13 protein-coding genes are annotated in these 12,778 nt (G+C 34.6%); 9 read left to right on the forward strand and 4 right to left on the reverse strand.

Annotation, left to right across the window (positions count from 1 at the left end):
* The first annotated feature begins 6 nt into the window (after nucleotides 1-6).
* From GZA11_RS00910 to GZA11_RS00930, 5 genes are all read left to right on the forward strand, one after another.
* Nucleotides 7-1,203 (forward strand): ornithine--oxo-acid transaminase, encoded by a 1,197-nt coding sequence (locus tag GZA11_RS00910; RefSeq protein ID WP_163182618.1) that lies wholly within the window; start codon nucleotides 7-9, stop codon nucleotides 1,201-1,203.
* A gap of 118 nt (nucleotides 1,204-1,321) precedes the next feature.
* On the forward strand, nucleotides 1,322-2,587 hold the full coding sequence (locus GZA11_RS00915; protein WP_163182619.1) for a Glu/Leu/Phe/Val family dehydrogenase: 1,266 nt from the start codon (nucleotides 1,322-1,324) through the stop codon (nucleotides 2,585-2,587).
* 272 nt (nucleotides 2,588-2,859) lie between these two features.
* Nucleotides 2,860-3,966, forward strand: a complete 1,107-nt coding sequence (locus GZA11_RS00920; RefSeq protein ID WP_235924750.1) for a metallophosphoesterase — start codon at nucleotides 2,860-2,862, stop codon at nucleotides 3,964-3,966.
* A 51-nt stretch (nucleotides 3,967-4,017) separates the two neighbouring features.
* Complete coding sequence (locus GZA11_RS00925) at nucleotides 4,018-5,229, forward strand: CapA family protein (protein WP_235924754.1); 1,212 nt, start codon at nucleotides 4,018-4,020, stop codon at nucleotides 5,227-5,229.
* Between the two features lie 262 nt (nucleotides 5,230-5,491).
* A complete protein-coding gene (locus GZA11_RS00930; RefSeq protein WP_163182565.1) occupies nucleotides 5,492-7,441 on the forward strand; it encodes an LTA synthase family protein in 1,950 nt (649 codons plus the stop codon).
* A 45-nt stretch (nucleotides 7,442-7,486) separates the two neighbouring features.
* Here GZA11_RS00930 and GZA11_RS00935 read toward each other — a convergent pair whose 3' ends face one another.
* Both GZA11_RS00935 and GZA11_RS00940 read right to left on the reverse strand, forming a co-directional pair.
* A complete protein-coding gene (locus GZA11_RS00935) occupies nucleotides 7,487-7,840 on the reverse strand; it encodes a spore coat protein (protein ID WP_163182566.1) in 354 nt (117 codons plus the stop codon).
* A gap of 18 nt (nucleotides 7,841-7,858) precedes the next feature.
* Nucleotides 7,859-8,131 (reverse strand): ferritin-like domain-containing protein, encoded by a 273-nt coding sequence (locus tag GZA11_RS00940; protein ID WP_163182567.1) that lies wholly within the window; start codon nucleotides 8,129-8,131, stop codon nucleotides 7,859-7,861.
* A 205-nt stretch (nucleotides 8,132-8,336) separates the two neighbouring features.
* Between GZA11_RS00940 and GZA11_RS00945 the strand changes: the two genes are divergently transcribed.
* The gene (locus GZA11_RS00945) at nucleotides 8,337-8,717 is read left to right on the forward strand and encodes a hypothetical protein (RefSeq protein ID WP_163182568.1); all 381 of its coding nucleotides are present in this window, start codon (nucleotides 8,337-8,339) and stop codon (nucleotides 8,715-8,717) included.
* Nucleotides 8,707-9,183 carry an aminodeoxychorismate lyase gene (locus GZA11_RS00950; RefSeq protein ID WP_038535197.1) on the forward strand — a complete coding sequence of 159 codons (477 nt, stop codon included), beginning with the start codon at nucleotides 8,707-8,709 and terminating at the stop codon, nucleotides 9,181-9,183. Before GZA11_RS00945 ends, GZA11_RS00950 begins: the two co-directional genes overlap by 11 nt.
* A 51-nt stretch (nucleotides 9,184-9,234) precedes the next feature.
* On the opposite strand, the gene GZA11_RS00955 is transcribed toward GZA11_RS00950, so the two are convergent.
* Nucleotides 9,235-9,486 (reverse strand): DUF2533 family protein, encoded by a 252-nt coding sequence (locus GZA11_RS00955; RefSeq protein WP_163182569.1) that lies wholly within the window; start codon nucleotides 9,484-9,486, stop codon nucleotides 9,235-9,237.
* A 210-nt stretch (nucleotides 9,487-9,696) separates the two neighbouring features.
* Between GZA11_RS00955 and GZA11_RS00960 the strand changes: the two genes are divergently transcribed.
* Entirely contained in the window at nucleotides 9,697-10,251 is a 555-nt protein-coding gene (locus GZA11_RS00960) for a short-chain dehydrogenase (protein WP_163182570.1), read from the forward strand.
* A 743-nt stretch (nucleotides 10,252-10,994) separates the two neighbouring features.
* Nucleotides 10,995-12,083 carry a tyrosine recombinase XerS gene (gene xerS, locus GZA11_RS00965; RefSeq protein WP_163182571.1) on the forward strand — a complete coding sequence of 363 codons (1,089 nt, stop codon included), beginning with the start codon at nucleotides 10,995-10,997 and terminating at the stop codon, nucleotides 12,081-12,083.
* Nucleotides 12,084-12,256: 173 nt separating this feature from the next.
* Here the strand turns inward: xerS and GZA11_RS00970 are convergent, their stop codons facing one another.
* Entirely contained in the window at nucleotides 12,257-12,721 is a 465-nt protein-coding gene (locus GZA11_RS00970; RefSeq protein WP_038535190.1) for a staygreen family protein, read from the reverse strand.
* Between the last annotated feature and the right edge of the window lie 57 nt (nucleotides 12,722-12,778).

Genomic DNA, 12,778 nt, shown 5'->3' on the forward strand with positions numbered 1-12,778 from the left:
ATGACAATGACTCAAACGAAAACGACTCAAATTATTGAACAAACAGAAAAATTCGGTGCTAATAACTATCATCCGCTACCAATTGTAATTTCAAAGGCTGAAGGAGTTTGGGTGGAAGATCCTGAAGGTAATCGTTTTATGGATATGCTTAGTGCGTATTCAGCTGTAAACCAAGGACATCGTCATCCTAAAATCATTCAAGCTTTAAAAGACCAAGCTGACAAAGTGACATTAACTTCTCGTGCTTTCCATAATGACCAACTTGGTCCTTGGTACGAAAAAATTTGTAAACTGACAAATAAAGAAATGGCTCTTCCAATGAACACAGGTGCAGAAGCAGTCGAAACTGCCCTAAAAGCGGCTCGTAGATGGGGCTATGATGTAAAAGGTATTCCAGATAATCAGGCAGAAATTATTGCTTGTACTGGAAACTTCCACGGACGGACGATGGGAGCTGTTTCCTTATCCTCTGATCCAGATTACAAACGTGGATTTGGTCCAATGCTTCCAGGAATTAAATTAGTACCTTTTGGTGATCTTGAAGCATTAAAGGCTGCGATTACACCAAATACGGCTGCATTTATCATTGAGCCAATCCAAGGAGAGGCAGGAATTAACATACCACCTGCTGGATTCATTAAAGCTGCCTATGATGTATGCAAAGATAACAAAGTCTTATTTATCGCTGATGAAATCCAAGCTGGCTTGGGTCGTACCGGAAAATTATTTGCTTATGAGTGGGAAGGCATTAACCCTGACATGTTAATTTTAGGTAAAGCACTTGGTGGTGGAGTGTTCCCGATTTCCTGCGTGGTTGCGAACTCCGATATTTTAGGAGTATTTAACCCAGGTTCACATGGTTCCACTTTCGGAGGAAATCCGCTTGCTTGCGCCGTGTCCATTGCAGCACTTGACGTTATTATAGAAGAAAAGCTAGCTGAACGTTCCCTTGAATTAGGAACCTATTTCATTGAAAAACTTAAAACAATCGAAAATCCTGTCATCAAAGAAGTAAGAGGACGCGGTTTATTTATCGGAGTTGAACTAAATGAAGCAGCAAGACCATATTGTGAACAATTAAAAGAAGAAGGTCTTTTATGTAAAGAGACTCATGATACAGTCATTCGCTTTGCACCACCGTTAATTATTACAAAAGAAGAGATCGATTGGGCATTCGAAAGAATTCAAAAAGTGTTATCTTAATGAAATTTGCCCACTCCTTTGAGGGTGGGCAGTCAATTAACCATGAAATAAAAAATAAAAAAATCATAATGGAAACTACGAGGTGTCTGACATGTCTGCTATGACAGTGTTAAACGAAATGGCAAAAGAACAAAAAAAAGAAAAAGAATCCTTAAATTTATTTTATTCTACACAAACAGTCATTCGAGAAGCTTTAACAAAATTAGGTTATAATGACGAAATGTTTGAATTATTAAAGGAACCCATTCGAATGTTGACTGTTCGCATTCCTGTCAGAATGGATGATGGCTCTGTAAAAGTATTTACCGGCTATCGTTCCCAACATAATGATGCGGTCGGACCAACAAAAGGTGGGGTTCGATTCCATCCGGATGTAGATGAAGAAGAAGTCAAAGCATTATCTATTTGGATGAGCTTAAAATGCGGCATTACGAACCTTCCATATGGAGGAGGTAAAGGCGGCATTATTTGCGATCCTCGTCAAATGTCAATGAGAGAGCTTGAAAGATTAAGCCGTGGCTATGTTCGGGCGATCAGTCAAATAGTTGGTCCAACTAAAGATATTCCCGCACCGGATGTATATACCAACTCACAAATTATGGCGTGGATGATGGATGAATATAGCCGTCTCCGTGAATTCGATTCACCAGGTTTCATCACGGGCAAACCAATTGTACTAGGAGGGTCACAAGGCCGTGAAACAGCAACGGCTAAAGGTGTAACGATTTGCATTAATGAAGCCGTTAAGAAAAAAGGGATTGAACTAAAAGGTGCACGTGTAGTCATCCAAGGCTTTGGTAATGCAGGAAGCTACTTGGCAAAATTCTTGCATGATGCGGGTACGAAAGTCATTGCCGTTTCTGATGTATATGGGGGCGTATATGACCCTAATGGGCTTGATATTGATTATTTACTCGACCGTAGAGACAGTTTCGGTACATTCTCTAAGTTGTTTACAAATACAATTACTAATAAAGAATTACTAGAACTAGACTGTGATATTCTCGTTCCTGCAGCCATTTCAAACCAAATAACCGCTGAAAATGCAGCAAACATTAAGGCATCTATCGTGGTGGAAGCAGCAAATGGACCGACAACTTTAGAAGCAACAAAAATTTTAACAGAGCGTGGTGTTCTCCTTGTACCTGATATCCTTGCTAGCGCGGGTGGTGTAACCGTTTCCTATTTTGAATGGGTTCAAAATAATCAAGGGTACTATTGGAGTGAAGAAGAGGTCCATGAGAAACTGGCGAACGTCATGATTCGCTCTTTTGAAACGATTTATCAAACTGCACAGACTCACCAGGTCGATATGCGTCTAGCCGCTTATATGGTTGGAATCAAAAAGATTGCCGAGGCCTCAAGCTTCAGAGGTTGGGTATAATCCAGTGATATATACTCTTCTCATTAGAGAAGAGTATTTTCATTTAAGAAGTAAATTTCGAATGGAGAAGACGCAAGATCTCCAAGAATAGTGGAAAAGAATTTTGTAAAAAATTTGAAGGTAAAGCTTTTTTCTTCCTTTATATATTTATTTTTTCTATAACCAATAACAAGTATGACATACATGTTGAAAAATACATAAATCTTGCCAATTTTTCTAAAATACGGTCTAATGAAAGGAAGAAAATATTATCTTAGTGAAGAGAGGAATCAATGGTGATTTTCTTCTTAGGGGTACTTATTATCTACACTTTGTTAGTAGTGTACATAGGTTGGAACGGCTGGGTTTGGCTAACATTGTTTATCCGTATTCGGAAACCTCTCAAATTTCTATATTGGTTTATATTGGTTCTCGTATCCTATTCCTTTGTTTTCGGACGGATTTTAGAAGAGAGTCCTATCCTAGCATGGATAGGCGGGATTTGGATTGGCTTTTTTTGTTATATTTTATTGCTCATGCCTTTTGTCAATCTTTTTGTGTTTTTTACAAAATACACCAAAATTCCGAAGGAAAAAGCAAAAAAATGGGCTGGAATCATTACATTAACAACTGTCTCCTGCCTATTTGTATATGGGTTATACAATGCTTTTACACCAGTAGTTAGAAATTATGAGATCACTATTCCGAAAAAGATTGAAGGTAAAAAGAGCCTGAATATTGTCATGGCTTCAGATATGCATTTTGGTGACCTTTCAGGAGCTAATCAAGCTAAAAAACTTGTGAAGAACATCAATGCATTAAATCCGGACCTTGTATTGTTCCCAGGAGATATCATCGATGATAATATTGAACCCTTTCTCAGAAGAGGAATTCCCGATATCTTAAAGGAAATTAAGGCACCAGTGTATGCTTCAATGGGGAATCATGATCGTGAAGACGATAAAGATGTCGACCTCGTTCAAATTTTTAATGAGAGTGGCATGAGAATGTTAGATGACGAGGTGGTCTTTTTAGATAATGGATTAACCCTCATTGGTCCAAAAGATCGGGGGTATCGTGATGTCGTCCGAGCAAAATTAGCGGATTTAATGAAGAATGTGGATGTTTCAAAACCTAATATTCTTCTCGATCATCAGCCATATGATTTAGATATTGCCGAAAAAAATAACATTGATTTACTAGTAGCAGGCCATACTCATCGGGGACAAATCGCCCCAGCCCATTTAATCACTAAAAGAATTTATGAAAATGATTGGGGCTATCTCAAAAAGGGGAACCTTCATACCATTGTTTCTTCAGGATACGGATTTTGGGGTACACCACTTCGTATTGGATCACAAAGTGAAATTGTACAAATAAAAATAACTTTTCAGCCTTAATTAACAAAGTTAATGATAACGTTAACAAATATCATGGGGGTCAATTTAACGATGAACAATCATAAATATTGGAGCAGGTCAAAAACACTGAAGGAACGAAGGAGATCGAAAAAAACAATCCATATGGTTATCCTTACTGCTCTATTTATTGTAGCTGGTGGTGTTTCATTGTTTTTTCATTACATACATTCTCATAAAGCATCTCCTCCGAAAGAAATAAAAACGGAGCTAAATGAGACTAATCCAAAAAAAGTTGAAAACAATAATCAAAAACTTGAACAAAAACCGGAAACAGTAACAGAAAAAACGATAAAAATCAGTGCAGCAGGAGATTTTACACTTGGAACGGATGAGACCTTTAATTACAGTGATTCCTTTGTTAAGGTTGCTGCAGCAAATGGACTCCCATATTTCGTTAAGGGACTAAACAATATTTTTTTGGAAGATGATTTTACGACTGTTAATTTAGAAACTACATTAACAAATGCTACAAAAAAGGCGGCGAAGAAATTTCGCTTTAAAGGTGATCCTAGTTATGCACAAATCTTAACATTAGGTGGCATCGAAGCGGTCAACTTAGCCAATAATCATATTTTTGATTATTTGGAGAAGGGATATCAAGACACGATAACTGCTTTGAAAAATCAAAATATTGGTTATTTTGGCTATGATCATCAATATTTAACAACTGTCAAAGGGGTTAAAATCGGCGCACTAGGTTATGAAGGATGGAATGACACACCGGAAATAAGAAAACAGGTTGAACAAGATCTCAAATCATTGCGGGAACAAGGTGCACAAATTATATTAGTTCATTATCATTGGGGAAATGAACGTGAATATGTTCCGGAAACTTCTCAAAAGACATTGGCTCGCTTCACCATTGATAGTGGGGCGGATTTAGTCCTTGGTCATCACCCACATGTTGTCCAAGGAATTGAAGAATATAAAGGAAAATTTATTGTCTACAGTCTCGGAAACTTTATGTTTGGTGGAAATCGAAATCCGAGTGATAAAGATACATTTGTATTTCAACAAAACTTTTATTTAAAAAACGGAGTTCTAACCGATAAAAAAGAAATTGCTGTTATCCCATTTTCCATCTCGTCTGTTTCAACGAAAAACAATTATCAGCCTACGATGCTTAAAGGAGCAGAGCAGGAGCGGGTGAAAAAGAAAATCATCGAGGCTTCTAATAAAATAAATGGTTCTGATTGGCTCGTATATGAAACGATGGATCAAGTAGTGAATTCAGGGAATTAAAACAATGCCTCCGGCTATAAAAGTACCTATCCTATTTGGATATACTTCATTTTAGCCGGAGACATTGTTTTTCATTGTAAACGGGGGTGCCCTTGACATTTTTATAAAAAAGAGTATAGTTAATAACTTGTGAAGGAAAGAAAATTGTCTAATGGTCATAATTTATTCATATTTTTCGTTTAATATAGAATATAGTTTAATCTTCATTTCTCGTAAAATATGAAAATATGTTATTATGATTTACTAGAGGTAGGTGTTTAAATTGAATAATGCACTTAAAAAGAGTCAAGGTATATTTAATAAATATATTGGCTTTTTCTTTGTAGCAGTGATTATGCTTTGGCTTAAAACCTATATTGCACAACTAACGCAGTTTGATTTAGGAATTGATAATACGTTACAAAAGATTTTATTATTTTTTAATCCATTAGGATCAGCATTATTATTTTTAGGGTTTGCCACGCTTTTCAAAGGAAGAAAAAAGTATATCTTTTTACTAGTATTTGATTTTCTATTATCTTTTCTTTTATATGCTAATATTCTATATTACCGATTTTTTAACGATTTTATCACGCTTCCAACTTTAACCCAGACACAAAACTTTGGGGATGTAAGTGGTAGTATTGTACCGTTATTAGAACCTTATGATTTCTTATTTTTTATTGATGTTCTTGTATTAATTGCCTTACTTGCATTCCGAATGGTTAAAATGGAAGAAAAGAATATGAGCCGACCAAAAGTGGCTGCATTATTTTCATTTGCCCTAGCCATCTCTTTCGCCAATCTTTCATTGGCAGAAACGGATCGTCCTCAATTACTAACACGAGGATTCGACAGAAATTACATTGTTAAATATTTAGGGATGTATAATTACACTATTTATGATGCGGTAAAAAGTACAAAGGCTTCCGCCCAAAGAGTTATGGCAAGTAGCGACGACATTACGGATGTAAAAAACTTTACGAATTCCAACTATGCTGAACCAAATCCAAAATATTTTGGTGCAGCTAAAGGAATGAATGTGATCTATATCCATTTGGAATCCATGCAAAATTTCCTAATCAACTATAAGCTGAACGGGGAAGAAGTAACACCATTTCTAAATTCACTAACGCATGATAAAAATACATTGTATTTTGATAATTTCTTCCACCAAACAGCCCAAGGTAAAACATCCGATGCCGAATTTATTTTGGAAAACTCAATGTATGGCTTGCCTCAAGGATCAGCTTTTGTAACTAAAGGGTTGAACACATATCAGGCAGCGCCTGCCATTTTAGGTCAGCATGGATATACTACAGCAGTATTCCATGGAAATTCAGGAAGCTTCTGGAATCGTAATGAAATATATAAATCATTTGGATATAACAAGTTTTTTGATGAAAACTCATATCAGTTAACACCTGAATCATTAGCGGAATATGGTTTGAAGGATAAACCATTCTTTGAACAATCTATTCCATTGTTGGAATCTCTTCCGCAACCATTTATGGCTAAGTTTATTACCGTATCAAACCATTTTCCTTATACTATGCCACAAGAAGAAGCGACAATTGCACCGCATACCACTGGAGATAAATCTGTAGATAATTATTTCCAAACAGCTCGTTATGCGGATGAAGCATTAAAACAATTCTTTGATTATTTAAAGGCATCTGGTTTATATGATAAATCCATGATTATCATGTATGGTGACCATTACGGTATTTCTGAAAACCATAATAAAGCAATGGCACAAGTACTTGGAAAAGAGATCACTCCATTTGAAAGTGCAGGGTTACAACGAGTTCCATTATTTATTCATGTACCGGGAATCGAAGGCGGTATTAATCATGAATACGCTGGACAAATTGATATCCTGCCTACGATGCTTCATTTATTAGGAATTGATACGAAAGATTATATTCATTTTGGTACAGATTTATTATCTGAAAACCATCATGAATTAATTCCATTCCGTAATGGAGATTTTGTAAGTCCTACCATTACATGTGTTAATGGCAAGTTTTATAATTCCATGACTGGAATGCCTCTAGAGGAAGATCAATTAGAGCAAGCGAAACAAATGCAGGATAGTGTAGAAAATATATTAGCTTTATCCGATAAGGTTGTAAATGGAGATTTATTACGCTTCTATACACCTGAAGGATTTACTCCGGTTGACCGATCAAAATACAATTATAATGTGTCAGAATCACCGACAAAGAAATGATAGGATGAAAAAGACTGCCAAAGGCAGTCTTTTTCAAATTATATTTTAATAAGGAAACTGGCTGGAATAGTTACTAAATTGTTGGTAAGCTTGATTGATTTTTTGTTGATCTTCAGCCTCAAGTTTATACCAGCCATTTCGGAACATCACCTCAAATAGTTGCCTGCTGCTTTGATGAGTTTCATTTAGCATTTGTAATAAATCATCATGAAGCTGTTGATAACTTGCTTCGCGAACAGCAATATTTAAACTATCGGTGATATATTTACACGTACTTAGGCCATCATTAATAAAATCACGATCATTCATTTCTGGGCCTTTTACTTTTGGTAATTGACCTGTTTGTGGGTTGGCAATTTGATTTTGATTCTGTTGATTTTGATTAGGTTGGTTTTGCATAAGCCGTACCTCCAATTATTAATGCATTTGCTGCTGTGTATTAGGCAAGTTAGCTAATACTGCTTGATTATTGGTTTGCAAATGGGAAAGTAATTTTTGATAATGGGTCTGATGCATCCTACCAGCATTTTCAAGCGCTTGTTTAATTTCAGGGGTTTGTGCTTGTTCAGCAAGGAAATGAAATTTTTTAAATGCTAATAACTCCCATGACATTGCATCTTTTAGGTACATAAGATCTTTCGTTGTAATGGCACGAGGTGGTTCTGGAATGGGTGTTTGATTATATTGCATCAAAAAGCTCCTTTCTTAGTCATTTTCCATCATGTATAGAATGAGCAAATGACACCAATTTTATGTAATTGTTCCTATCGTGGTTTTTCCTGTAAAATCGGTCTAATGGAGTATTTTTTAAAAAAAGAATCGATATATGCAAAAATTACATGTATAATAGAAACTTGTGAGATTAATGGATTCATTTTTAAAGGAGGCGATTAGTATGGTAAAAGCATTAGCTATTTTATTTGGATTATCTATATTACTACTAATTATATCTTTAGTAAGAACGAAAAAAACGGCAGAAAAAACGCAAGAAGCTATTGACATGTTTCATATTAATTTGATGAAAGAAATAAATGATGTTAAAGAATCACTAAATAATATCGAACTTGATATGGAAATTATCTCAAAAGAGGCAGGAGTTCAACTTTCTGCAGATGAGAAAAAATTAAGAAGAGAAGTATTGGATTTGTACAAACGCCAATATTCACTAGAAAACATAGCAGAGCAAAAACAAATGAGTGTGCAAGAAATTAATCAAATTATTTCAACATACCTAACTCCGCAGGATGAAAGGGGAAAAGCTGCCCATGAAGGTTAACATATTAAGCAGCTTTGCAGCTGGAATCCTAACGGCAACAAGTATTTGTGCGATCGTTTATTTTTCTGAGGATCGTAATATTTCAAAGCCGGCAGATAAAGTGAACAATGAACAAGCTCAATTGTCTGAAAAAGAAATGAAAAAGGAATTAACTTCAAAAGGTTATATCGTTCAAACAAAAGATGAATATGAAAAACATTTAAATGAAGCAAAAGGAACTCCACAAGCCAACGGTGAACAAAAACAAGAAGAAAAAACTGTAGCAAAGGCTGTTATTGTGGTTTCAGAAGGGATGACGAGCATTGATGTGGGAAAAATGCTTGTTAATGCTACGTTGATCCAAGATGCCTTCCAATTTTCTAAAGATGTGGAAAGCAGGGGACTTCAAAACAAATTACGTCCAGGTACATATACTGTAGATAGCACTATGTCCTATGATCAGATCATTACAACGATTTTTCATTAAAACAAAAAAAGAGACTTTCCAAAATAATAAATGGAAAGTTTCTTTTTTTGTTTATAGTGAATTGACATACTCCTGAACCATTTCAATGGTGACATTTTTTCTTAATGGGACAATTCGTAAGTTAATTTTATTCATCTTATTCGTCACTTCATTGATTTTATCGGTGGAAAACGGCTTTCCTTGTTTGCATAATTCAACCGCTTCTGCAATATACTTTTCACGCAATTCATCTAAAGCCAAGAATTCCTGATACAGCTTATGTTGATTTTCAGCATGTTTAATTAAATCTTTATGTACACTCATGACTTCAACTCCTATAAACATCGGGAATAATAATATGATAACATCCTTTGATCATAATAACTAGATCTTAAAGTAAGTAAAAACAAAGCTGTTTTCGCATTGATTGTTGGATTTTACTAATCCTTTTGGAACTTTGATATAATTGGGTACTAGAAAGCAAAGAGTAAGTCAATTCACTATGCCATATTAAAATTTGAGGGGAGAAGATGGATGAAGCACGCGTTAATTGTTGGTGGTACTGGTATGTTATCAAAAGTTTCGCTTTGGTTAATAGAAAACGGTTATCATGTATCTATTATTGCGAGAAATGCTGAACGTATGAGGAAACTTATACAATTAGCCGGTTCAGATCGTACCGTAACTCCGTTATTCGTTGATTATAGAAATAATGACGATTTAAAAGAGAAAATAAACCAAACCATGAAACATAATGGAAATATTGATATTGTAGTAGCGTGGATTCATTCGATCGCAGAAAATGCCCTTCAAATTATCATGAATGAGGTATCAAAAGGTAATACTGGTTGGGAATTATTTCATATAATAGGGAGTAGTGCGAATTTAGATGAAATCAAGAAAAAGGCTGTTGTACCTATAAATTGTAAATATTATCAAGTTCAATTAGGTTTTAAAATGGAAGGTACCAGGTCAAGATGGTTAACTAATGAGGAAATTTCTGAAGGTGTCATCGAAGCAATAAAGAAGAAAAAGAAAATGTTCATGATTGGTCAAATTGAACCTTGGGAAAAACGACCAAATTTATAATGGAGCATAACAAAAACTCGCCATTTGAAATGTGAGATTTTGTTATGCTATAGGACAATATTTACGAAAACAACCAAAACTAAACGGGAGAACATTTAAATATTAGGGTAGTTGACATAATATTTTTATTTAAATCTTTACACTATCATGAATTTATATGTTCATTTATTTTCTTATCTTCCTGAAGATATTGAAGGTAGTAAGAAAATTTAAACCCTATAATTAAAATCCAATTGCTAATTAATTTGGTGAAACTGATTTATTGTGGTTCCCCATTTTGGGTATAATAAGTAAAATATGGATTTACAAGAATAAGGAATATACACGATTTATTCAAGATAGATATATGGTTATGAGATAGACATTGGTGTCAGCAATTTTAGATGTTACAGAAAATATTCAACCAACTACAAGATGATGCATATATACCGAGACTACATGAGGTGTTATCGTATAATTTTGGTGATTTCTAGGAATAAAGTTAGGCAGCCAACAAATGGATTTATAATCGAGTTTTAAGTCATTTGTTAATAAGTAATTTTCTAGACAAGCAATTATGGACAGGACTAAATATAAAAGTGTTCCTTACAAATTAAATAATTTCAAAAAACATGTATCAATGTTTGTGTTATTTGAAGACAAAATTCATAAAAGAGGGTACCAAATATACATTTAGATTATTACGTAAAATATAAATTTGACGAAATAATTATTAAGAAGTAATATAGTAATGAGGTGTCGTTATGGTTAATCTATCCAAACAGCAAAATTTTCAAAAACTGCAAGCTTTGCTTAATGAATTGCCATGGTATGTTGAAGAATATATCAATCACAAATTAAGAAAACTTTCTACCGCATCCTTACTAAATTATTGTCACGATTATAAAATTTTCTTTAACTGGATGATCCATGAGCAGCTTTGGACTGGCAGCATGAAAGATATTCCTTTAGAACGGTTAGAGAAATTGACGGTCCTTGAAGTCGAAGGTTTCTTAAACTTTCTTCATTATCAGCTTCAAAATAAAGAATTAACCGTGAATCGTAAGCTATCCGCACTTAAATCCTTGTTTAATTACCTGCAAAACATTGCCGAGACAAAAGATTTGAAACCATATATTCAACGAAATGTGATGGCGAAAATTGAATTTAATGATATAAAAGAATCGATGGAAACGAAAGCAAATAAAATGGAAGGTAAAATACTGCTTGGAGATGAATATGAGCGATTTCGCTTATTCGTTGCCCAGGAATATGGTGAAATGCATAAAAATAATAAAAAAGTTTATAACTTTTATCAATTAAATAAAGAACGAGATACCGCAATTATTTCATTAATTCTAGGATCTGGTCTCCGGTTATCTGAATTAGTTGGATTGAATCTTGAAGATATTGATTTTAGCAAGTATACCGCACGCGTGATTCGTAAAGGAAATAAGGAACAGTACGTCTTTTTCAGCCAAACGGCGATGGATGATTTAAAGGAATATTTAGCAGTTAGAGAATCAAAGTATCAGATTGATAAAAGTATAAAGGCTTTATTTGTTGCAGCACCAATGGGCCCTAAAGGAAAAACAAGACGGTTAACAGCGCGATCTGTTGAAAAATTAGTAGAAAAATATGCGAAGGCATTTGGAAAACCATCATTATCTGTACATAAACTTAGACACTCATTTGCTACAAGGTATCACGCTGAAATTAATGATGTTCCTAAATTAAGACGTCAATTAGGTCATTCATCCATACAAACAACGATGATATACACGCATATTAAAAATGATGATTTAAAGATTGCTGTCGATAAAATGGATATGCCAAAAGAAATCACAGATTAACAAAAACAGCTGCCACTTTGTACAGGCAGCTTCCCCCACTCCTCTTTTTTTGAATTTATCAGTTTACATAATATTATTATTTTGTTGATCTTCTGATTTGTCTCATTTCAAAAGTATACTTAAGATAGTGAGACAAAAGAAATAAACACAGGTATTCCTGTGTTTATCCTATATTATGTCTCGTTATATAAAAATTGTCTTGGTGTTCCATAATAAAGTACATGATTAAACTGTGCAAAATTGGATTCAAATTTTATATGGATTGGTGCATCTAACAACCATGGGAAATTCGTGAAAAAGTCTTTATCTCCATATACAATTGCCTTTAAGGCTACATTTACTTCTTTTTGAAAAATCAAGAATCGAACTCTTGCATAATTTTCATCGAAATTCCCATCACTCACTATCACTCTTCCATTTAGTGAAAATTCCCCCATCCGAGGAACCCATTCTGCTAATACTTCATCTCGAAACCCTTGATTAATCGCATGATAATTGTATTCCGTTCCTATCGTCAGGAAGAGTTCTCCGGTTACTTCCGATCGAGTAAGTGTATACTTCCTCCCTTCCACTGGACGAAACTTCGTAACCGGTGGCTGATAAGTTGTCGTTAACTTTGTTGGAATGAGGATACTCATAGCAAGCATTCTCCTTTCGAACTGCCTGCTACATTATATGGGTAATTCGTCTATTCC

Source organism: Neobacillus sedimentimangrovi (assembly GCF_010614825.1).
GTDB lineage: Bacteria > Bacillota > Bacilli > Bacillales > Cytobacillaceae > Neobacillus > Neobacillus thermocopriae.

Bases quoted from the DNA above. Each gene is read 5' to 3' on its own strand.
- GZA11_RS00940 (WP_163182567.1), bottom strand. From the start codon at position 8,131: ATGCAATATAATCAAACACCCATTCCAGAACCACCTCGTGCCATTACA.
- GZA11_RS00970 (WP_038535190.1), bottom strand. From the start codon at position 12,721: ATGAGTATCCTCATTCCAACAAAGTTAACGACAACTTATCAGCCACCG.
- GZA11_RS00955 (WP_163182569.1), bottom strand. From the start codon at position 9,486: ATGAGTGTACATAAAGATTTAATTAAACATGCTGAAAATCAACATAAG.
- GZA11_RS00960 (WP_163182570.1), top strand. From the start codon at position 9,697: ATGAAGCACGCGTTAATTGTTGGTGGTACTGGTATGTTATCAAAAGTT.
- GZA11_RS00935 (WP_163182566.1), bottom strand. From the start codon at position 7,840: ATGCAAAACCAACCTAATCAAAATCAACAGAATCAAAATCAAATTGCC.
- xerS (WP_163182571.1), top strand. From the start codon at position 10,995: ATGGTTAATCTATCCAAACAGCAAAATTTTCAAAAACTGCAAGCTTTG.
- GZA11_RS00915 (WP_163182619.1), top strand. From the start codon at position 1,322: ATGGCAAAAGAACAAAAAAAAGAAAAAGAATCCTTAAATTTATTTTAT.
- GZA11_RS00910 (WP_163182618.1), top strand. From the start codon at position 7: ATGACTCAAACGAAAACGACTCAAATTATTGAACAAACAGAAAAATTC.
- GZA11_RS00945 (WP_163182568.1), top strand. From the start codon at position 8,337: ATGGTAAAAGCATTAGCTATTTTATTTGGATTATCTATATTACTACTA.
- GZA11_RS00950 (WP_038535197.1), top strand. From the start codon at position 8,707: ATGAAGGTTAACATATTAAGCAGCTTTGCAGCTGGAATCCTAACGGCA.
- GZA11_RS00920 (WP_235924750.1), top strand. From the start codon at position 2,860: ATGGTGATTTTCTTCTTAGGGGTACTTATTATCTACACTTTGTTAGTA.
- GZA11_RS00925 (WP_235924754.1), top strand. From the start codon at position 4,018: ATGAACAATCATAAATATTGGAGCAGGTCAAAAACACTGAAGGAACGA.